This is a genomic window from Cupriavidus sp. KB_39, from assembly GCF_052114485.1.
GTDB lineage: Bacteria > Pseudomonadota > Gammaproteobacteria > Burkholderiales > Burkholderiaceae > Cupriavidus.
In genome coordinates this window covers 65,409-86,377 of the sequence record NZ_JBFREV010000024.1, presented here as the reverse complement: position 1 = coordinate 86,377, position 20,969 = coordinate 65,409, and the positions used below count along the sequence as shown (strand labels likewise).

The window sequence follows — 20,969 nt, the reverse complement described above, 5'->3', positions numbered from 1 at the left end:
CACCCGCGATACACCCCCGTTGTGCCTTTAACATCCGGCAACCCTGTGCTGAGCATTTTTGACATGGGGCGGCCGTGACCGTCGCCTAGTATGTTCTGGGATGCCTGCCGGCCTGCCCCCCGGACCCGGCGCCCACCCTCCCCGTTTTTGATCTCCCATCGTCTTCGCTCCCCTGCGAGGTGTCTATGCGTGTCGTGCTCTATCAGGAAGAGGCGCTGCGGCTCCGTCAACGCCTGTGCGAGCACGGCCTTCCCGAGGAAATCGACCTGTCCGGCGCGGGCGACGGCATGCTGGTGGTCGTCGTCCTGGCCCGGGACACACGCGTGGCCGCCGCCGCCGAGCACTGGCTGCGCAGCGTGCCCCGCCCGGACGCCTTCATCGCCGCCTGCACCGCCGCCACGCGCGCGCAATGCCGGCAGGAGCCATGGTGGCCCGGCGGCATCTGCGACGTGGTAGCGGCTGACGACGAGCCGGGCATGCTGACCGAACTGGCGCTCCGCCTGAAGCGCCTGCACGAGCTGGAATCGATCCTCACCTCCGACTGGCTGCGCAAGCGCGCGGTGGGCCACTCGGCGCCCTGGCGTGAAACGCTGCGCGCAGTGGCGCAGGTCGGCCGCTTCGGCAGCGGCGCCTGCCTGCTGACCGGCGACAGTGGCTGCGGCAAGGAGCTGCTGGCGCGGCTGATCCATGATCTCGATCCGGTGCGGCGCAGCGGCCCCTTCATCGTGGTGGACTGCACCACGCTGAGCCCCGAGCTATCCGGCAGCGAGCTGTTCGGCCATGCGCGCGGCGCCTTCACCCACGCCGTGGCCGCGCGTGACGGCGCCGTGGCGCTGGCCGATGGCGGCACACTGTTCCTCGACGAAATCGGCGAACTGGACCTGCTGCTGCAAGCCCGCCTGCTGCGCGTGGTGCAGGAGCGCGCCTACAAGCGCGTGGGCGACGACAACTGGCGGCGCTCGGACTTCCGGCTGACCTGCGCGACCAACCGCAGCCTCGACGCGGAGGTGACAGCAGGCCGCTTCCGCAGCGACCTGTACTTCCGCATCACCCAATGGACCATCCACGCCCCGCCGCTGGCGGCGCGGCGCGACGACATCCCGCTGCTGGTCGAACACTTCCTGGCCGAGCACGCCGGCACGCCGCCGCGCGTGATGCCCGAGGTCATGCAGCAGCTGATGGCACGCGACTATCCCGGCAATGTGCGCGAACTGCGCCACGTGGTGCTGCGCATGGCGGACCGCCAGCAAGGCTTCCACGTGCTCAGCACGGGCTGCCTGGACCTGCCGCTGGCCGATGTGATGGCCGCCACCGGCCTGATGGACGGCTGGGAGGGCGTGCTGGCCCGCGCCGTCGAGGGGGCGCTCGATGCCGGGCTGGGGCTGAAGAACATCGGCCAGATCGCGGAAGCCATCGCCGTGAAGGTGGCGGAACGGCGCGCCGGGTCCACCAGCCGCGCCGCCGAGCTATTGCGCGTCACGCCGCGTGCGCTGCAATTGCGCCGGCAGGGGCGGCCCACGGAGGGCTGCCCGTGAGGTCGGCCCTGAGGTTGCCACGCGGGCGCCGCCAATCATCCGCAGCGCGTTGCCGCCGGCCATGCGCGCGAAGGCTTCCGGCGATGGGCGCAGCGCGCGGATCTTGGCCAGCTCCAGCCCCGGATGCAGCCACGGGCCGTCCGAGCCGAACAGCAGCTTGTCCGGGCCGGCGCGGGCGAAGGCTTCCTCGAGCAGGTCGAAGCGGCGCACGCCGGCCGTATCGGCAAACAGGTTCGGATGCCGCACGATCAGGTCGATGACCTGCCGCTGGGCGGCCCAGTCGTCCGCGAAGCTGCCGAGGTGGGCGAACACGAACGCCACGTCAGGATGGGTCTGCGCCAGCAGCGAGAGCGCGCCGGTATCGCCGCCGGCGTCGTACAGCACCGGCAGCCGCCAGCGGCGCGCGGCGTCGCAGACCTGCCGGTGAATCCGCGCATCATGACGATGTACCTTGATGCCGCGCAGCCCCAGCCGCAGCACGGCTTCCTCGATCATCGCGTGCAGCCGGTCGCGGTCGCGCTCGGCGTGGACCATGGCGAAGCCGATCCAGCGGCGCGGGTCGGACCGCACCAGCGCAGCGACGTCACGGTTGCCTTGCGCGTAGTCCGACTGGAACACGGGGAGCAGCACCGAACGCACGATGCCGGCCTCGCTGGCGCGGCGCGCGTAGGCGGCCAGCGGCGCGGTGGTGTCCCACGGGCCGGTCATGCCGTCGCCCTGGCCGGCGTGGACGTGGAAGTCGACGATCATGGCAGCCGCCATTCGAGTTCGAGCTTCTCGCCGGACTTCATCGCCAGCGTGCGCTTGTCGTCGCCCGTGCGGAAGGCGTTGATGTGGGTCGCCCGTCGCAGCAGGCTCGGCGGCAGGATGTTCACAATCGTGATGCCGGAAGGCCCTGCGAGCAGAACATCGCCGACCAGCGCGCTGTTGTGAATGCTGCCACGCAAGGCGCGGATGACGGCGTGCTCGACGGCAGACAGGTCCTTCTCCTTCCTGACGCTGGCTACCCAGACGCCGAGCCCGCGCAGCGCGCCGTGCACACCCGCGCACCACCGGTGCTGCTTCATGCGGCTACCCAGCGTCTTCGACAGGCCGACATAGATCGGCGTCGTGCCACGGACGAGGATGTAGACGCCCGGCCCCGATACGGTCCGGTCATCAACCGCCAGCTTGAGCGATTCGAACCTCCGCCACGCCAGCGTCACGTTGACCTCTCGCGTGACTTCCTCCTCCAGCTCCGGCGCGAAGCCCTCGTACAGGTGCCCGCCCGGCCGTGGCACCGCCAGCTGCAACCCCACCAGTTCCATCCCCCCGCGCGGCTGCTGCCGCGCCAGCAGGCAGGCCCGGCAGCACGCGTCGGTGCTCTCGAAGCGGGCAGTGCCCAGCCGTGGCTGGGTACTCACGCGCCGCGCGCGGGCGATGATCAGCCGCAGGTCGTTGACCAGCGCCTGCGGGGGCGTGCCGGGCGGATAGCGGCGCATGGCCGCCACCAGCCCCATCAGCCGGCGCATGCGCCATGGCGCAAGCTCCAGCGTGTCTCCATCAGCGGTCTTAAACATGCTGGGGTTCCTCCATTGGGGTCGAAGACGGCCACGGCGCCTGGCGCGCGGCATCGGGCAAGTGCGGCGCGAGCCGCGTCATGGCGGCCAGCAAGGCGTCGATATCCGCGCGGCGATGATTGGCCCGGACGATCAGCGCCAGCGCGTGGCGCCCCTCGGGCTGGCGCAGCAGCGCGGTACGGAAGCCGGCGGCGCGCAGGCCGGTGTGCAGCGCCACGGTGCGTTCCGTACTGGCGAGCCGCACGTGTTGCATCGGATGGTCGCGCGGCGGCGCGTGCAGGTCCGGCAGGCAGCCCCGCGCCAGCGCGCGCAGGCCGGCCTGCAGGCGGCGCAGGCGCTGCCAGAGCCGCGCGCGCAGGACATCGCCCGCCATGCGGTTGATTTCCAGCGCACGGAGCCCGGCGCGCAGCGCGACCTCGCTGGCGGCGCTGCTGTGGGTCTGGGTGGGGCCGTCCCGGGCAATCGCCTGGACCAGCGCGGCAGGCCCGCACAGCGTGGCCAGCGGCGCGCCGAAGGCCTTGGCCCATGACGCCACCAGCAGCACCGGCTGCGCCGGATCGCACCCTGCGTGGCGCAGCGCGCCGCCGCCGCCGCTGCCCCACGGCTGGCGCGGCGACGCGGCGGCGCCCATCAGGCCAAGCATCTGGCTGTGATCGATCACGATCAATCCTCCATGCCGGCGTACCAGCGTCAGATAGCGCGCCAGCGGCAACGGCAGGCCGGCCAGCCGGGTGGCGTCCGCAATCACTGCCGGCGGCCTGCCCCGCCGGCGCAGGCGGTGATCGCGAATCCGCCGCGCCAGATCGGCCAGATCGCCGTGCCGGAACCACGCCACCGGCGCGCCCAGGCCGCGTACGCGCTCCAGGCCCCAGCGCATCACCGGATACAGCGCCTCGTCGGCAATCAGCGCGTGCGTGCGGCCCAGTTGCTCGAACACGTCGATGGCCAGATGCAGCGTGGATGGCGCCACCATGCCGGCCTCGCAGCCCTGCAGCGCCGCCGCGTCCGCCGCCAGCCGCCGCGCCAGTGGCGCAGCGGCCAGCGAGGCCGGGTAGCCAGTGGTCAGCGCGGCGTAGTCGCCCAACTGGTCCGCCGGGTGCCGCAGGCCCAGRTACAAGGCCGAGGCGAAGTCGATCATGGCGCCGCTCCGTCCGCGCTAGGCGATGCGCAGCCCGCCCTTGTGCTCGTGCAGCCTGCGCAGCAGGTGCATGCCGGGCACCTGCACGTCCACCGGCTCCACGCCCACATCCACGCCGGTCACTGCCCGGTAGGAGTGGATATAGGTCTGGATCTCCGGCCGGAAGAAGGCGGCCCAGTTCGCGGCATTGACCGGGTCGCTGACCGAGTTCCAGTCGCTCCATCGGATCGACGAGACGATCTGCTCGCCCGTGGTGGCCAACTGCCAGAACTGGTAGGTGTTGGTATCGCCCCAGCCCTGCAGCTTGCGCATGCTCTCCACCGAGTGCATCCACGGCTCCGGATACGCCACCATCGCGCGCCGGGGCAGGAACTCACGGAACTCGGGGCGCGCCAGCATCCACTGCTGCATCATCATTTCCACGCGGGAGGTGGTGGGCAGGTCGCGGAACTGGTTGTGGGCCCCTTCGGACAGGATCAGGTGGACCTCGCGCAGCGCGTTGAGCAGCGGGAAGCCGTCCGGCACCACCGTGGTGTCGTCGGCCTGGCGGAAGAACGGCACGCACAGGTTGAGCAGCGTGTGGAACGCGCCCAGGAACTTGCTGCGCGTGTCGGCCGGCTGCACCTGCGGCACGGCCCGGCCGATGAGCTGGAAACCGTACTCGTGCTGGTACTCCGCCGCGCGCCGTTCGATCGGCAGGCGGTGCTGCTCGTCCTGCACCCAGCCCCAGATGATGTTGTTGAGCGGGCGCAGGGAATCGAGTTCGAACTGGGCCAGCGGGTCGCGTGGGCCGGCGGAGACGTTCTGGAAGCGCCGGGAGATCGCGTTCATGGTCTGCACCAGCTGGAGTTCCTCCATCCAGTAGCTCCAGATCAGCTCGATCAGCGGCGGATAGGTCAGCTTGGCCGAGATGTCCTGGTTCCAGTGGTCGAGCCACAGGCAGCCTTCGCCGCAATGGTCGAGGTGGCGCTGGGGCGTCGGCGTGACGCCTTCGCCCGGTAGCGCGGCGCGCTCTTCCGGCACGGTCCGGTCCGTCAGCGCCCGGTTGATCCGCTCCGCCGCGTCCGTGCCCTGCAGGGCGGAGGCAATCCGCTGGAGGTACGGGAGCGTGGGCGAGGCCCCGCCGCCGAAATACTTGTTCGCCAGCACGTCCGGCTTGGTGATCTTCAGGCCGAGGCGGTCGTTGGCCAGGGCGATGGCGGTCGGGTCATAGGCCAGCAGCCGGGCGATGTCGTTGGCCGTCGGCCCGCTGGGCACCACGGCCCCCCAGGTGACTACGAAGGCTTCCGTCGCCACCTTGAGGGCCCGGTAGGCGTCGGTGTCCGTGAAGGGCAGGAAACGGCGCCGGCTGAGCCGGGCCGCGCCGCCATAGAGGAACGGCTCGCCATCCTTGCCCAGCGGCGTGTTCGCGTCCGGGAAGAACAGCGAATCGATCTGCTTGACGTAGTTGTCCCAGCCGAGCATGTCGGCATTCATCTTGATCAGCAGCCACAGGGCCACGTCGCCGGTGAGCGCGCGCGGGGTCCGCTGCAGGCGCACCGTGGTCGGGCTGACGTACTGCTCGGTGTCGAGCGGCCCGGAGCGGTCCGCGATCGGGTCGTCCAGCGGGTGGAAACTGGGCTCGCTCGGCACCGCTTCCCTCGGCGGGATCTCGACGTCGCGGCTGAGTTCCACGCCATGCCCCTGGGACAGGTACACGCCAATATCGGCCGACTCCTGGGCGCTGATGGCCTTGGGGTCGACCAGCTGCTCGATCAGTCCATTGATGATCTCGATCTTGGCCGGGAGGTCCACACCGCTCTTCATCCTGAGCGTGATGCGCGCCGTCAGCGTCTGGGGGCTGCCGGTGTCAGCGACCTTCCGGGTGTCCGTGGGCTGGTCGCCGATGTGGCATTGCGCCTGCAGGCTGTTGCTGAGCCCGTAGACGGGTATCGTGACATCGTAGTCACCGTCCATCCCCTTGGTCGTCTTCACGATCAAGACGTCTTTGTAGGGGTGGATATCGTCCGAATTGACCATCACATTTCTCCCTCAGCAATTTCACGCCATCACGGAAATCACGAAAATCATGCATAAGCCGGAACCGGGGTCCGGACCGGGCGGCGCTGGTTCAACACCACACTCAGCTGCCTGCTGCCCGCCGACCAGGGCAGGTAGCCGGCCAGCGCCCAGCGCTGCAGCAGCGCCGAGATGATCTGCAGYTCGTCATTGGCCGGCAGCAGGCCGCTGTAGCGCGCCTGGCCGAGCACCGCGAAGGCCAGCGTCGGCGTGTCCGCCAACCCCTCCTGCGGGCGCTGCCTGACCCGCTCCCAGGCGGCCAGCAGCCGCTTGGGGTGACGGTCTGGCAGGCGCAGCGCCTCCGCCAGCGAGCGGCCGTCCAGCGCCGGGGGCCGCAGCGACAGCAAGGTCGCTACGAACCACGGCACGGCGCGGTCCAGCTGATCGAAGGCTTCGCGCTGGGCYGCGCTCATCTGCMAGCGCGGATAGAGCTGCTCCCAGACCTGCTCCAGCGCGTCCCACTGCGGATGCGGATAGAGCGCGCGGCCCATGGCCAGGGACAGCTTCACGCGGATCCACGGTGCCGGATGCGGATCGTCGAGGTTGATGCGCAGCACGAACGCCTTTGGCAGGCTCACCACGCTCATCAGCCCGCACGTGGCAGCGATGCCCACGCGCGACACCGCCCAGAGATCCGCCACGATCTCGCTGATCCAGCGGTCCCACGCCTGCCAGATCCGCTGCGCCGGGGTGCGCCCCTGCCCCACGCGGCTGGCGGACGCCCGCCGGTAGGCGTTGACGAGGTCCAGCAGCGCCGCCGCCTGGTGCCCCACTTCATGGAACAGGGACGCCGCGATGCCCGTGCCCACCATCCGCTCGCGCGGCATGCGGATCACCGCCACCGGATTGGCGCCGCCGCCCGGCAGCCGGGTGCGGGCGCGGCGGATGGCACCGCCATGGCCGCGCTCGACGTAGCAGATGACGGGCGGCGCCTCGATCGACGAGCCGGGCTGCTTGAGGCCATCCTGCGCGGCCACGTCGAGGCCCGAGAGCCAGATGCCGGTGCCGTGCTGGCTGCGCTGCGTCAGCACTTCCGCGAAGATCTCGAAGTGCGTGAGCGCCGCATGGAAGTACAGCTTGAGCAGGGCATAGCGCTGCTGGGCCCGCGCCACGTCGCGCGGCGTGGGCTGCAGGCCGCGCAGCAGGCGCAGGAAGCCCGTGATGCGCACGCGCAGCTGCTTGCGCTCCGCCTGCATATGGCGCTCGATGGCGCCCATCGCCTCATCGCTGACATTGGCGGCGGGCACCATCGGCATCTGCAACGCATAGGGCARCTGCGCGTCCAGGCGTGCGCGGATGCCCAGCGCTTCCTGTTCCAGCAGACGCAGCGCGTGGAGGCTCGGGTTCATCGCGGTGTCCCGTGGCGCTCAGTACGCCGGCCGCTGCTGCGGACCGAGGTAGAGGATGATGGCGCGCCCGTTGCGCGAACGCCGCCAGACCCCGCCGTGTGGGAAGTGGCCCGTGTGCGGGGCCTGGACCTGCGTGCCGCACGAGGGACATCCGACCGTCGCCACGGCCCCGCCCGGATGGGACTGGCCCATCGGCACCGGCAAGTGGGACCCGCCCGACGCCGGGCCGAAGATCGACGTGCCCGGGTGCTGCATGCCCATCCCGCTGCCGTTCCCGCCACCATTTCCGCCATGCGGCGGAGCAGCCCCGCCATTGCGCGAGAGTTGCTTCATCGCCGGCAGCAGCCCCGGCGCCACCTGCTTTGCCGCGCGCAGGAAGGCCACGTGCGCCGCCCGGGCTGGCGGCACCTGCGGGGGGATGGGGGTCGTCGCCAGGTGATTGGCGGCATGGCGGCCGATGCGCACGACGCGGCGCGCCACCTCGAACTCGCGGTCCTCGTTGCTGAGGCCCTCCAGTTCCAGCCCCAGCGCGTTGCCGGCCATGCTGGCCAGCTTGCCGCCGATGGCCCCGCCGGCGCCCGGCACCACGAGATTGCCCAGCGCGCTGCCGACAATCGGCAAGGCCGACTTCGCCGCCGAGCGCAGGATGCCCCCGAGCGCCTTGCCCGCCGACGACTTGGCGAAACCCGTGGCCGCGCGGCCCACCGACTTGATCAGCCCGCCSAGGAACTGCTCCATCTCCTGCTCGTTGTTGACGGCGAGCAGTTCGGCGGCCAGCTCCATCTCCTGCATCTCGCCGGAGATCTCGTTCTCGAACTCATTCTCGAATTCGTTGCCGAAGGACGCCTCGCCCTGCTCGAACTCGTTCCCGAACTCGTTGGCAAACTCGTTCTCCAGCTCCTGGCCGAATTCGCCGGCCATTTCGGAGGAGAACCCTTGTTCAAACTCGTTGTAGCCGGCACCCCAGCCACCGGGCCTGGAACTTCCGATATCGTGCATTTGCGACTCCTTTCCGCTCAGGGTTGGCGAGATAGGACGTCTCGCTCGTCAAACCCTATTGCAGCAGGCGTGCCAGGCGGGTGTGCGTCGACAAGTCGTTGATATTGCAGGGGATTGCCTCACGCGGGCGCGTGGGCAGTGCGAAGGCGGATTCGTGATCCGGGGGATGGGGATGGGGGTGCGGCGAAGCGGGCTTCGCCCCGGGCGCAGCGCATCGGCAAAAAAAAGGGACCGCGCGACGGCGGCCCCTTCTCTTCCCTGCCCAGCCAGTGACTCAGGTCACCGGCGCCGGGTTGAACAGCGCGAGCGAGTTGTAGAGCTTGTGGTGCTCGGCCCAGGTCTTCTTGCGCCCGCTGGCCACGTCCAGCATCAGGTTGAACAACTCCCAGCCTACATCCTCGATGGTGGCCTCGCCGGTGGCGATGCGGCCCGCGTTGATGTCCATCAGGTCGTGCCAGCGGCGCGCCAGGTCGTTGCGGGTGGCCACCTTGATCACCGGCACCTCGGCCAGGCCATACGGCGTGCCCCGGCCAGTGGTGAACACGTGCAGGTTCATGCCGGCGGCCAGTTGCAGCGTGCCGCAGATAAAGTCGCTGGCCGGCGTGGCGGCGTAGATCAGGCCCTTCTGCTTGAGCTTCTCGCCCGGTGACAGCACGCCGGAGATGGCCGAGCTGCCCGACTTGACGATGGACCCCATCGCCTTTTCCACGATGTTCGACAGCCCGCCCTTCTTGTTGCCGGGCGAGGTGTTGGCGCTGCGGTCCACGCGGCCACGGTCCAGGTAGCGGTCGTACCAGTCCATCTCGCGGATCATGGCCTCGGCCACTTCCGGCGTCGCGGCCCGTGCGGTTAGCTGGGCGATGCCGTCGCGCACCTCGGTCACTTCCGAGAACATCACGGCGGCGCCGGCACGCACCAGCAGGTCCGTGGCGTAGCCCACGGCGGGGTTGGCGGTCACGCCCGAGAAGGCGTCGCTGCCGCCGCACTGCACGCCCACCACCAGTTCGGAGACCGGGCAGGTCTCGCGCTGGCGCGCGTTCAGCACTTCGAGGTGCGATTCGGCCATGGTCATGATCGAGTCGATCATCGACCCGAAGCCCACGTGCTGGTCATCCTGCAGACAGACTACGCCCACCTGCACCTCGCCGGCGCCGGTCTGGATGGGGATCGTGCCGGGCGGCATCAGGCGTTCCGGCTGGAGCTTCTCGCAGCCCAGGCTCACCATCATCGCGCGGCCGCCGAAGTTGGGGTTCAGGGCGATGTTGCGCAGCGTGCGGATGGGCACGATGGCATCGGGGGCGTCGATCGCCACGCCGCAGCCATAGGTGTGCTCCAGGCCGATCACGTCGTCGACATTGGGGTAGCGCGGCAGCAGTTCGGCCTTGATGCGGCGCACCGCGTGCTCGACCACGCCGGACACGCACTGCACCGTGGTGGTAATCGCCAGGATGTTGCGGGTGCCCACGGAGCCGTCCGGGTTGCGGAAGCCTTCGAAGGTATAGCCTTCCAGCGGCGGCAGCGGCGCCGGCACGCGCGTGCCGATCGGCAGGTCGGTCAGGCCCGGCGGCTCGGGCATGCGCAGCACGCGCTCGTTGATCCAGCTGCCGCGCGGCAGGTCTTTCAGCGCGTAGCCGATCACCACGTTGTAGCGCATGACCGCGTCGTCCTGCTTCAGGTCCACCAGCGCCACCTTGTGGCCCTGCGGCACGCGTTCCACGAGCGTCAGGCCGCACGGGAACACCGTGCCGGCGGGCAGGCCGCCGTCATTGGCGATGATGGCCACGTTGTCGTCGGCGTGGATGCGGATGTACAGCGGCTTGGGGTCGGCAGCCACGGCCTGGGCGGCCACCGGGGAATCCTGTTCAGACATGTTGGGGGGTCCTTGTCTTCTCTCTATATCAGGCGTGCTTCAGTTCCACGCGCCGGATGTCCTTCACGATCACCAGGTAGCTCACCACGGTGACCAGGGCGTTGATGCCCACGAAAACCAGCGCGCCGTTGAACGAGCCCGTGACGCTGAGGATATAGCCGATCACGATCGGCGTCACGATGCCGGCGATATTGCCAAAGGTGTTGAAAATGCTGCCGGCGAGGCCCATGACCTCCTTGGGCGCCGTATCGGCCACCACAGCCCAGCCCAGCGCGCCAATGCCCTTGCCGAAGAAGGCCAGCGCCATGATGCCGACCACCAGCCACTCGGCATCCACGTAGTTGCAGGCAATCATCGACACGGACAGCAGCATGCCGACCACGATGGGCAGCTTGCGCGCGAAGGTCAGCGAGTAGCCCTTGCGCAGCAGGCTGTCGGAGATCACCCCGCCCAGCACCCCGCCCAGGAAGCCGCAGATAGCCGGCAGCGAGGCCACGAAGCCCGCCTTCAGGATCGACATGCCGCGCGCCTGCACCAGGTACACCGGGAACCACGTCAGGAAGAAGTACGTCAGCACGTTGATGCAGTACTGGCCGAGGTACACGCCAGCCAGCATGCGGTTGGAGAGCAGTTGCTTGGCGTAGAACCAGCCCGCCGGTGCCTTTTCCTTGGCCTGGCCGGCGCCTTCGTTCATATGGATCAGCCCGCCGCCCTGCTCGATATAGTCGAGTTCGGCGCGGTTCACGGCCGGGTGCGTGGCCGGGCTGCGCATGATCTTGAGCCATACCAGCGCCAGCGCCATGCCCATCAGGCCCATCCACAGGTAGACGTGGTGCCAGCCCCAGCTATGGACGACCCAGGCCATCAGCGGCGTGAAGACCACGGCGGCGAAGTACTGGGCGGCGTTGAAGATGGCCGATGCCGTGCCACGCTCGGCGGTGGGGAACCAGCTGGCGACCACCTTGGCGTTGGCCGGGAAAGCCGGCGATTCGGCCAGGCCCACGGCAAAGCGCAGCGCGAACAGTACGGTCATGACCGAGCCGATGGTGGCGAACACGCCCAGCCAGCCCTGCAGCAGCGTGAAGAACGACCAGACGAAGATGCTGGCCGCGTAGATGCGGCGTGCGCCGAAGCGGTCGAGCAGCCAGCCGCCTGGAATCTGCGCCATCACATAGGCCCAGCTGAAGGCGGAGAAGATATAGCCCATCTGCACGGCGCTGAAGCCGAACTCCTCGCGCATCGCGGGGCCGGTGATCGACAGCGTGGCCCGGTCGGCGTAGTTGACCGTGGTCACAATGAAGATGAGCAGGAGAATCCAGTAGCGGACGTTGGTGCGGCGCGCGCCTTCGACAGAAGTCGCGGCGGCGGTGCTGGAAGTGGGGCTTGCGTTCATCGGGGTCTCCTCACAGCCGGGGACCGGGTGCAGAATGCGTGGGAACCGGCTTGTGATATGTCGTCGTACGACTGCGATTATAGGGACGCGGTTCCGTCAGACACAGTGCGCGTTTACCCTGAACGGTGCAAATCGCCCTGCTTTCGGGCATCGGGCCCGATGGCCTTCCTTTCAATCTCCTTGCGGCCTGGCGGGCGATCGGCCGGTCTGGGCGATGTGACGCCCCCCTCGTCTGCCCACCCCCGGTGCGGGCAAAAATGCCGGGGTTTTCCCTCGGTCGTGCCCTTAGCCCTTGCACCGTCAAGTTGTTAGTTGTACGATGACTTATCTCGAATCCACTCAGCAGTTGGGTGCGAGGTCATCGAACGGGCCTTGCCCCATTAACAAACCACACCATTTTCGCCATGTGGCGATCAGGATGAGCGACATGACTACACCGCAAGAACTCAAGCAGATTATTTCGGACGGCCTGCTTTCGTTCCCCGTGACCGACTTTGACGAACAGGGCAATTTCCGCCCGTCGACCTATATCGAACGCCTGGAATGGCTGGCCCCGTACGGCGCCTCGGCCCTGTTCGCAGCCGGCGGCACGGGCGAGTTCTTCTCGCTGACGCAGCAGGACTATTCGAACGTGATCCGCACCGCGGTGGAAACCTGCCGTGGCAAGGTACCCATCCTGGCCGGCGCCGGCGGCCCGACCCGCGTGGCCATCGAATACGCCAAGGAAGCCGAGCGCCTGGGCGCGCACGGCATCCTGCTGATGCCGCATTACCTGACCGAAGCCAGCGAAGAAGGCATCGCCAACCACATTGAAGAGGTCTGCAAGGCCACCAAGTGCGGCGTGATCGTCTACAACCGCGCCAACTCGCGCATCGGCGCCGACCTGCTGGAACGCGTGGTCGACCGCTGCCCGAACCTGATCGGCTTCAAGGACGGCGTGGGCGAGATCGAGGCAATGGTGCGCGTGCGCCGCAAGCTCGGCGACCGCCTGGCCTACCTGGGYGGCCTGCCCACCGCCGAGGTCTACGCCGCTGCCTACAAGGCGCTGGGCGTGCCGGTGTACTCGTCGGCCGTGTTCAACTTCATCCCGAAGACGGCGATGGACTTCTACCGCGCCATCGCGGCGGACGACCACGCTACCGTGGGTCGCCTGATCGACGACTTCTTCCTGCCGTACCTGGACATCCGTAACCGCAAGCACGGCTACGCGGTGTCGATCGTCAAGGCCGGCGCCAAGCTGGTTGGCCACGATGCCGGCCCGGTGCGCGCACCGCTGACGGACCTGAACGAAGAGGAAATGGGCAAGCTGGACGCCCTGATCCGCAAGCTGGGACCGCAGTAAGCGGTCATGTGGTGCCCTCCCCGCTGCGGGAGGAAAGAACTGAACGCCGGCCTTTGCGCCGGCGTTTTTTTTTGGGCGCGCCGCACCATCCTGCGGCATGGCGTGCGCCACCCCGGCGCAAATCGGCCCGSAAYTGGSYCAAAATCGGCGCCATCCCCCTGGCCCGAAACCTGCAATCTCACCCCCCGAAGAGTAGAAGCGTTCAACCGCCCACCCCCGGTGCGCGGCAGGAAATTGCTCTTGACGTCCGTGCCCCGCCCTTGCGCGACTGGCACCGGGGCTCAAGAGATCGTCCGCAGGTCAGATCCCCCGGCAGTCATCGCGCGAAAGGCAGGGCCGCACCCAACCTTTCCTGACTCCGGAACGATCATGACCGACACCGCCTCCCTCCACGAACTGGCCCGCGAATCCCGCATGGGCGCGCAAGGCCACGAGACCAGCGCGCGCGAGATCCGCCGCATCGACCTCTCCGACTACCCCCGCCGCAAGGCCGAGATCGCCGACGAACTCTGGCATGCGGCCGTGGACGTCGGCTTCTTCCAGGTKGCGAACCAYGGCATCGACCTCGCCGCCGTGCGCGAAGCCTTCGCCATGACCGAACGCTTCTTCGCGCTGCCGGAGGCCGTGAAGGGCCTGTATCCGCTGCAGAAGGCCAACAACGCCGGCTGGGAGTCCCGCGCGCAGGTRCGGCCGTCCACSGGCACGCCGGACCAGAAGGAGTCCTACCAGATCACSCGCCCGCACATGGCGCCGCTRTGGCCCASYGAGGCGGAGCTGGCCGGCTTCCAGGCCACCATGCTGGCCTTCGAGCGCCAGTGCTGGGAGGTSGGCATGAAGCTCCTGTCCTGCTTCGCCGACAAGCTCGGCTTCGATCCGGAATTCTTCACGCGCGCCCACGACCCGGCCGCGCCGGACTACCAGAGCACGCTGCGGCTGCTGCACTACTACGCGATTCCGCCCGAGGCGCAGGACAAACTCGAACTCTGGCGTGCCGGTGCCCATACGGATTTCGACTGCCTGACGCTGCTGTTCCAGCGCCAGGGCCAGGGCGGCCTGCAGGTCTGTCCGGGCAAGGAGATGGAGGCGCAGGCGTGGACGCCCATCGCCCCGGACGAGGACGTCATCACGTGCAATATCGGGGACATGCTGATGCGCTGGAGCGATGACCGCCTGCCGTCCAACTTCCACCGCGTGCGCAACCCCGCGCCGGGCGAGTACATGGGCCCGCGCTACAGCCTGGCGTTCTTCTGCCAGGCCAACCGCGAGGCGACGATCGAGGGCCCTGCRCGGCTGTACCCRGCCATCTCGGCGGGCGATTTCCTGCGCCAGCGCGTGGCAGCCAATTTCAAGGCGTACTGACCCGCCCTCGCCGCCCTCGCCGCCCGGGCATCCGGGCAACAAAAAACCCCACGCGCCGGAGCGGGTGGGGTTTTCAGGACTACCAAAGATGCGTGGCGATCAGGCCGCGGCGTCCTTCAGCTTCTTCAGCGGACGGACCTTGACCTTGACGCTGGCCGGCTTGGCCGGGAACCAACGCTCTTCACCCGTGAACGGGTCCTTGCCAAAGCGCTTCTTCTTGGCCGGCACTTGCTGTGCGGTCACCTTCAGCAGGCCCGGCAGCGTGAATTCGCCGGCGCCCTTCTTGTTCAGCGCGCTGACGATGGTGTTTTCCAGATGGGCCAGCACCGACTTCACGGCCTTGGCTTCCAGCTGGGTCTGAGCTACCAGGTGAGCGACCAGGCTCGACTTGTTGAAGGTGTCCTTCAGCGGCTTCGGAGCCGGAGCAGCGGCGGGAGCAGCCTTCTTGGCCGGAGCGGCCTTCTTGGCGGCAGCCTTCACGGGTGCCTTGGTTGCCGGTGCCTTCTTGGCAGCGGGCTTGGTTGCAGTCTTCGTGGTCGGTTTCGCTTTGGTCGCCATATCGATATACGTGAGTTGAAGAATGTGTCCCGGCGTATCGCYGCGTATCGCTGCGTCTCACCGCAGTGGCACGTTGCGAATCACGGGTGCCGGTACGCACTGAATCATAGCGGAAAGTACCGCAAGTCAAGGGGTTTTCGTACATGAGGCACGTCAAACCCAGTGAAAACCCCGGGTTTTGTCGCTGCTTTGCGTCAGCAACGGGCTCGCGAGCGGGCCTTGCGCACGCGTAAAGGGGGTACGTCCCCCCACTTTGGCGTGCGCGGCGTGTGCCCGAAGATCTGGAATCTGACCCGATCAGTGCACGTGCGCGGCCATTGCGTCGTGCGTTTCGCGGGCAAGGCCCATCGCGAACGCGGTCTCCGCCACCAGGAAGAGCGGGCCGATCAGCAGCCCGACGAGGTCATCGACGAACGCCGGCTTGCGCCCCTCGTAGTAGTGCCCGACGAACTGGATGATCCATCCCACCACGAACAGGCCGATGCCGGAAGCGAGCCAGGCCGCCGTCGGCAGCGCGGCAATCCATGCCCCAACCCATAGGAATACGGCCAGAATGACCGCCATGGCGAGGCCGAAGGCGAACGACAGCCGCAGGTAGAACAGGCACGAGAGCGCGTAGACGACCATGGCCGGGGTGAGGAACGCCGCCCCCTCGCCGAGCGGCAKGGCGGGCCGGCCGAGCAGCGTGGTCACGGCCAGCACGATCATCGGGATGCCGACGAAATGGGTGACGATGTTGCGGCGATCGCGGTGATAGGCCGCGTAATGCGACAGATGCTCGATCAGGGTTTTCACGGGGCGTCTCCTGTGAGAGGGCCCGGCTGAGGATGACCCTGTCATGCGTGGGGCATCGGTGCCGGTGGCGTTGTGGACTTATAGTAGTGGGCGCGCCGGCCTCGGTCTACCCCACCGCTGACGAAGCGGATTCCGTCGGCGCAGCCTGGCATTCTCGCCAAACCAACCGCCACCCGGGCCGCTATCGGACCCCCACGGAGACAGCGAACCCCATGCTTCCCGTCGATGAAATTTCCCCGCTCTCGCCCGATCAGCTACCGGCGTGGCTGGCGCGGATCGGCCTCGATGCCGCGCCAGCCAGCCCCGACCTCCCCGCGCTGGACGCGCTGATCGCAGCCCAGCTCGCCCATCTCCCGTTCGAGAACCTGAATCCGCTCACGGGCCGACCCGTGCGGATCGACGTGCCGGACGTGTTCGAAAAACTCGTCAYCCAGGGGCGCGGCGGCTACTGCTTCGAGCTCAATACCCTGTTCTGCGCCGGGCTCAAGGCGCTCGGSTATWCCGTGGTGCCCCTGGCCGCGCGCGTGCGCTGGCGGCTGCCGGCGGACCATCCGCCCACCGGGCTCTCCCACATGCTGCTGCGCGTCGAGGTGGCCCACGAGAGCTATCTGGCCGACGTGGGCTTCGGCGGCACCACACTCGACCGCGCGCTACCGCTGTCCTTGCCGGTCGACCCTGACGTGCCGTTCCGGCTGACGCCCACGCCGGCGGCGCAGTTGGCCAGCACCGCGTTCCACGCCTACGACCTCGAATTCCGGTCCGATGACGGCACCGGCGCGGACGACTGGCGCGTGATGTACCGCTTCGACCTGACCCCGCAGCCGAAGATCGATTACGTGGCGCGCAACTGGTACGTGTCRACCCATCCAGACAGCCAGTTCACACAGACGCTGATGGTGGCGCGGGTGGWGGACGGGGTGCGCCTGGCGCTTCGCAACGGCCAGTTCGCCGCGCGCGCCGCCGACGGCAGCGTCCAGAAGCAGGAACTGGACGACGCCGAGGCCGTCATCGACCTGCTCATCCACCGCTTCGGCATCCCCCTGGACGCGCCGCTGCGCGGTGCGCTGGCCGCCACCCTGCCGCGCGTGCTCGCCGCCGACAAGGAGGCATGAGGGGCATATAAGGGGCAGAGCGTTCCACGCTGCGGCACGCGTCATGCATCGCGTGAATTGCCCGCAGAAAGTTTGCTGATACCACCCCCGGCGTGGCGGTTTGCGGGTGGACTGAGGGGGGCGGCGTCCCCATAATGTCCCGGCACCTCATATATCCAGCGACGGCAAGACCGCCGCGATCCTCAGGAGACACCATGTCATTGTTCGATCTGTCGGGCAAGGTTGCCATCATCACCGGTTCGTCGCGCGGCATCGGCCGCGCCATCGCCGAGCAGATGGCCGTGCAAGGCGCCAAGGTGGTCATTTCGTCGCGCAAGGCCGAAGCCTGCGCCGAAGTGGTGGACGCCATCAACGCGCGCCACGGCGCCGGTACCGCCATCGCCGTGCCGGCCAATATCTCGTCGAAGGAAGACCTCCAGCACCTGGTGGACGAGACCAACCGCACCTTCGGCAAGGTGGACGTCCTGGTCTGCAACGCCGCCTCGAACCCGTACTACGGGCCGATGAGCGGCGTGACGGACGACCAGTTCCGCAAGGTGCTGGACAACAATGTCATCTCCAACCACTGGCTGATCCAGATGGTGGCGCCACAGATGATCGAACGCCGCGAGGGCTCAATCATCATCGTGTCGTCGATTGGCGGCCTGCGCGGCTCCCCGACGATTGGCGTCTACAACGTCTCCAAGGCGGCCGATTTCCAGCTCGCGCGCAACCTGGCCGTGGAGTTCGGGCCGCATAACGTGCGCGTGAACTGCATCGCCCCCGGTCTGATCAAGACCGATTTTGCGCGCGCGCTGTGGGAAGATCCCGAGCGTTACAAGCAATCGACCCAGGGCGCCCCGCTGCGCCGCATCGGCGAGCCGGTCGAGATTGCCGGCGCCGCCTGCTTCCTGGCCTCGGCCGCCAGCACCTTCATGACCGGCCAGGCGATGGTCGTGGACGGCGGCGTCACGATCTGACCCCACCCCCTCCCGGGCGGCGGTGGCTCCGGCYCCTGCCGCCCTTCGCGTTTCTGCACGTCCACCTGCAATGCAGCCCCGGAGGCAGTCATGTCGCAACATCCTCAGCAAACCGCCGCGTGGCCGGTGATGTCCCTCGCCGAAGCCCACGCCCGCCTGACCGCGCCCGGCGCGCCCTTCGAAACCGAGACGCGCGTGATCCGTGGCATTCCCACGACTGTCTGGAAAAACGCCCCGCCCACGCTACGCGACCTGTTCCTGGTGGCCGCCGGCTGGGGCGAGAAGACCTTCGTCGTCTATGAGGACGAGCGCGTCAGCTACCGCGCGTTCGCACTGGCCGCCACGGCGCTGGCGCACCAGCTGATCCGGGACGGCGTACGCAAGGGCGACCGCGTTGCCGTGGCCATGCGCAACCTGCCCGAATGGCCGGTGGCGTTCTTTGGCGCGCTGCTGGCGGGCGCCATCGTCACGCCGCTCAATGCATGGTGGACGGGCGCCGAACTCGAATACGGGCTGGCCGATTCGGGCAGCCGGATCGCCATCGTCGATAACGAGCGGCTCGGCCGCATCCTCGAGCACCTGCCGGCCTGCCCGGCGCTGGAGCGCGTCTATGTGTCGCGACTGCCGGAGAGCGGCGACTTTTCACAAATCACGGGCGACGCCCATATCGCTTCGCTCGAATCGGTGATCGGCCCGTCGTCGGCCTGGAACGGCCTGCCCTCGCAATCGTTGCCGGCCATCCCGCTGGACCCGGACGAGGACGCGACGATCTTCTACACCTCGGGCACTACCGGCAAGCCGAAGGGCGCCGTGGGCTCGCACCGCAACGCCACCTCCGTGGCCGTGGCGGCCCAGTTCAGCCCGCTGCGCAACCTGCTGCGGCGCGGCGAGCCGGTGCCCGAGCCGGATCCGAACGCCCCGCAGAAGGCGGCGCTGCTGGCGGTACCGTTCTTCCATGTCACGGGCTGCATGTCAGTGCTCAATGGCGCACTCGCGACGGGCGGCAAAATCGTGCTGCTGCATCGCTGGGACACGCTCCAGGCCATGGCGCTGATCGAGCGCGAACGCTGCACGGGGGCCGGCGGCGTGCCGACCATCGCCTGGCAGATCATCGAGCATCCCCGGCGCGGCGACTTCGATCTGTCATCGCTGGAGAACATGAACTATGGCGGCGCACCGGCCTCGCCGGAACTGGTGCGGCGCATCAAGGAAGTGTTTCCACACGCGGCTCCCGGCATTGGCTGGGGCATGACGGAGACCTCGGCCACCTTCACCAGCCACAGCGCGGAAGAGTACGTGTTCCGGCCAGACAGCAGCGGCCCGGCCCTGCCCATCGGCGAGATGAAGATCGACGATGGCTTCGGGCGCGCGCTGCCCTTGGGGGAGACCGGCGAGCTGATGGTGCGCGGCGCGAACGTGGTGCACGGCTACTGGAACAAGGCCGAGGCGACGGCCAAGACCTTCGTCGATGGCTGGCTGCACACTGGCGACATCGCCCGGCTGGATGCGGACGGCTTCCTCTATATCGTCGACCGGATGAAGGACATGCTGATCCGCGGCGGCGAGAACATCTACTGCATCGAGGTGGAAAGCGCGCTGTACGCCCATCCGGCCATCATGGATGCGGCGCTGGTCGGCATCCCGCACCGCACGCTGGGCGAGGAGCCCGGTGCGGTGGTGAGCCTGAAGCCGGGCATGGCTGCCACGGAAGCGGAGTTGCAGGATTTCGTGCGGCAGCAGCTGGCGGCGTTCAAGGTGCCAGTGCGGATTATCGTCAGCGGGGAGATGCTGCCGCGCAATCCCAATGGGAAGATTCTGAAATCGAATCTGCGCAAGCTGTTTGAAGCCTGAGGTTGCTGAGGGGCTGAGGCTTACTTGACGGGGATCGGTGTCCCGGCCGGCACCGGTACCGCCGTCACCGCGTTCTGCGGGCTGCCGCTGACGATGCGGTCGGAGTAGGTCAGATAGACCAGCGTGTTGCGCTTGCGGTCCACCGCACGCACCACGTGCAGGGTCTTGAACAGGATCGACATCCGCTCGGAAAACACGTCTTCCTGCGCCTTGACCGGGCCCTTGAAGGTGATGGGGCCCACCTGGCGGCAGGCAATCGACGCTTCCGGCGGGTCTTCGGCCATGCCGAGCGAGCCCTTGATGCCGCCCGTGCGCGCCCGCGAGACGTAGCAGGTGATGCCGTCCACCTGCGGATCGTCATAGGCTTCGATCACCACCTTGTCGGAGCCGGTGACGCGGAAATTCGTGCTGACGCTGCCGATTTCCTCGGCCTGCGTGATGCTGGAGAGCGCCCACAGGCCGGCGACGGCCATCATTCCGATGCGGATGTTCGCCATGGTCAGTCCGCCGAACCCTTGATCTCGTCGTGCCGGCGCTCCATTTCCTGGCGCAGCGCGCGGCGCTGCTGGGCGGCGGCAAAGCGCTGGCGCTCCACCTCGTCACGCGGTTGCAGCGGCGGCACCTCGGCCGGCGCGCCGTTGTCGTCCACGGCGACCATCGTGAAGTAGCAGCTATTGGTATGCCGTACCACCTTGCTGCGAATATTCTCAGTCACCACCTTGATGCCGATTTCCATCGAGCTKCGGCCGGTGTAGTTCACGGCAGACAGGAAGGTGACGAGTTCGCCCACGTGGATCGGCTGGCGGAACATCACCTGGTCCACCGACAGCGTGACCACATAGCGGCCGGCGTAGCGGCTGGCGCAGGCGTAGGCCACCATGTCCAGGTACTTCAGGATGGTGCCCCCGTGCACGTTGCCGGAGAAGTTGGCCATGTCCGGCGTCATCAGCACGGTCATGGAAAGCTGGTGGGACAGATCGTTCATCGCAGAAAATCCAGAAATCGAGCCTGAGGCGCGGGCAGTGTAACCCGACGAGGCGCGCCAATGGGCAAATCCGCGCGTGGACATCATGGCCCAAAAAGAAAAGCGGC

The 20,969-nt window shown here is 68.0% G+C and carries 18 protein-coding genes; 6 read left to right on the top strand and 12 right to left on the bottom strand.

Annotation, left to right across the window (positions count from 1 at the left end; all coding sequences use genetic code 11):
• The first annotated feature begins 185 nt into the window (after positions 1-185).
• Positions 186-1,535: a sigma-54-dependent transcriptional regulator gene (locus AB4Z27_RS18595; RefSeq protein ID WP_092296618.1), complete on the top strand. Its 1,350-nt coding sequence runs from the start codon at positions 186-188 to the stop codon at positions 1,533-1,535.
• Here the strand turns inward: AB4Z27_RS18595 and AB4Z27_RS18590 are convergent.
• From AB4Z27_RS18590 to AB4Z27_RS18555, 8 genes are all read right to left on the bottom strand, one after another.
• Positions 1,467-2,285: an amidohydrolase family protein gene (locus tag AB4Z27_RS18590; protein ID WP_092296861.1), complete on the bottom strand. Its 819-nt coding sequence runs from the start codon at positions 2,283-2,285 to the stop codon at positions 1,467-1,469. The genes AB4Z27_RS18595 and AB4Z27_RS18590 overlap by 69 nt on opposite strands.
• Complete coding sequence (locus tag AB4Z27_RS18585) at positions 2,282-3,094, bottom strand: GIY-YIG nuclease family protein (protein ID WP_441644997.1); 813 nt, start codon at positions 3,092-3,094, stop codon at positions 2,282-2,284. The genes AB4Z27_RS18590 and AB4Z27_RS18585 overlap by 4 nt, the downstream gene beginning before the upstream one ends.
• On the bottom strand, positions 3,087-4,232 hold the full coding sequence (locus tag AB4Z27_RS18580; protein WP_092296621.1) for an aminotransferase class I/II-fold pyridoxal phosphate-dependent enzyme: 1,146 nt from the start codon (positions 4,230-4,232) through the stop codon (positions 3,087-3,089). The genes AB4Z27_RS18585 and AB4Z27_RS18580 overlap by 8 nt, the downstream gene beginning before the upstream one ends.
• An 18-nt stretch (positions 4,233-4,250) precedes the next feature.
• On the bottom strand, positions 4,251-6,251 hold the full coding sequence (locus AB4Z27_RS18575) for an 8-amino-7-oxononanoate synthase (RefSeq protein WP_441644996.1): 2,001 nt from the start codon (positions 6,249-6,251) through the stop codon (positions 4,251-4,253).
• 47 nt (positions 6,252-6,298) lie between these two features.
• On the bottom strand, positions 6,299-7,639 hold the full coding sequence (locus tag AB4Z27_RS18570) for a hypothetical protein (protein ID WP_441644995.1): 1,341 nt from the start codon (positions 7,637-7,639) through the stop codon (positions 6,299-6,301).
• 18 nt (positions 7,640-7,657) lie between these two features.
• Positions 7,658-8,638, bottom strand: coding sequence for a hypothetical protein (locus tag AB4Z27_RS18565; protein WP_092296626.1), 981 nt, complete (start codon positions 8,636-8,638; stop codon positions 7,658-7,660).
• Positions 8,639-8,912: 274 nt separating this feature from the next.
• On the bottom strand, positions 8,913-10,508 hold the full coding sequence (garD, locus tag AB4Z27_RS18560; RefSeq protein ID WP_441593248.1) for a galactarate dehydratase: 1,596 nt from the start codon (positions 10,506-10,508) through the stop codon (positions 8,913-8,915).
• Between the two features lie 28 nt (positions 10,509-10,536).
• Entirely contained in the window at positions 10,537-11,901 is a 1,365-nt protein-coding gene (locus AB4Z27_RS18555) for an MFS transporter (RefSeq protein WP_092296632.1), read from the bottom strand.
• Positions 11,902-12,328: 427 nt separating this feature from the next.
• On the opposite strand from AB4Z27_RS18555, the gene kdgD reads away from it, so the two are divergent.
• Positions 12,329-13,243 carry a 5-dehydro-4-deoxyglucarate dehydratase gene (gene kdgD, locus AB4Z27_RS18550; protein ID WP_441593251.1) on the top strand — a complete coding sequence of 305 codons (915 nt, stop codon included), beginning with the start codon at positions 12,329-12,331 and terminating at the stop codon, positions 13,241-13,243.
• A 369-nt stretch (positions 13,244-13,612) separates the two neighbouring features.
• Positions 13,613-14,602, top strand: a complete 990-nt coding sequence (locus tag AB4Z27_RS18545; RefSeq protein ID WP_441644994.1) for an isopenicillin N synthase family dioxygenase — start codon at positions 13,613-13,615, stop codon at positions 14,600-14,602.
• 99 nt (positions 14,603-14,701) lie between these two features.
• Here AB4Z27_RS18545 and AB4Z27_RS18540 read toward each other — a convergent pair whose 3' ends face one another.
• Positions 14,702-15,160, bottom strand: coding sequence for an HU family DNA-binding protein (locus tag AB4Z27_RS18540; RefSeq protein WP_092296638.1), 459 nt, complete (start codon positions 15,158-15,160; stop codon positions 14,702-14,704).
• A 297-nt stretch (positions 15,161-15,457) separates the two neighbouring features.
• Complete coding sequence (locus tag AB4Z27_RS18535) at positions 15,458-15,955, bottom strand: Mpo1 family 2-hydroxy fatty acid dioxygenase (RefSeq protein ID WP_441644993.1); 498 nt, start codon at positions 15,953-15,955, stop codon at positions 15,458-15,460.
• Between the two features lie 212 nt (positions 15,956-16,167).
• On the opposite strand from AB4Z27_RS18535, the gene AB4Z27_RS18530 reads away from it, so the two are divergent.
• The 3 genes from AB4Z27_RS18530 to AB4Z27_RS18520 all read left to right on the top strand — a co-directional run bounded on the left by AB4Z27_RS18530 (position 16,168) and on the right by AB4Z27_RS18520 (position 19,877).
• Positions 16,168-17,067 (top strand): arylamine N-acetyltransferase family protein, encoded by a 900-nt coding sequence (locus AB4Z27_RS18530; protein WP_441644992.1) that lies wholly within the window; start codon positions 16,168-16,170, stop codon positions 17,065-17,067.
• Positions 17,068-17,261: 194 nt separating this feature from the next.
• Positions 17,262-18,026 (top strand): SDR family oxidoreductase, encoded by a 765-nt coding sequence (locus tag AB4Z27_RS18525; RefSeq protein ID WP_092296647.1) that lies wholly within the window; start codon positions 17,262-17,264, stop codon positions 18,024-18,026.
• A gap of 90 nt (positions 18,027-18,116) precedes the next feature.
• Positions 18,117-19,877, top strand: coding sequence for a class I adenylate-forming enzyme family protein (locus AB4Z27_RS18520; RefSeq protein WP_441644991.1), 1,761 nt, complete (start codon positions 18,117-18,119; stop codon positions 19,875-19,877).
• A gap of 20 nt (positions 19,878-19,897) precedes the next feature.
• Here the strand turns inward: AB4Z27_RS18520 and AB4Z27_RS18515 are convergent, their stop codons facing one another.
• Positions 19,898-20,353 (bottom strand): CreA family protein, encoded by a 456-nt coding sequence (locus tag AB4Z27_RS18515; RefSeq protein WP_441645003.1) that lies wholly within the window; start codon positions 20,351-20,353, stop codon positions 19,898-19,900.
• Positions 20,354-20,376: 23 nt separating this feature from the next.
• On the bottom strand, positions 20,377-20,862 hold the full coding sequence (locus AB4Z27_RS18510; RefSeq protein ID WP_092296653.1) for an acyl-CoA thioesterase: 486 nt from the start codon (positions 20,860-20,862) through the stop codon (positions 20,377-20,379).
• Between the last annotated feature and the right edge of the window lie 107 nt (positions 20,863-20,969).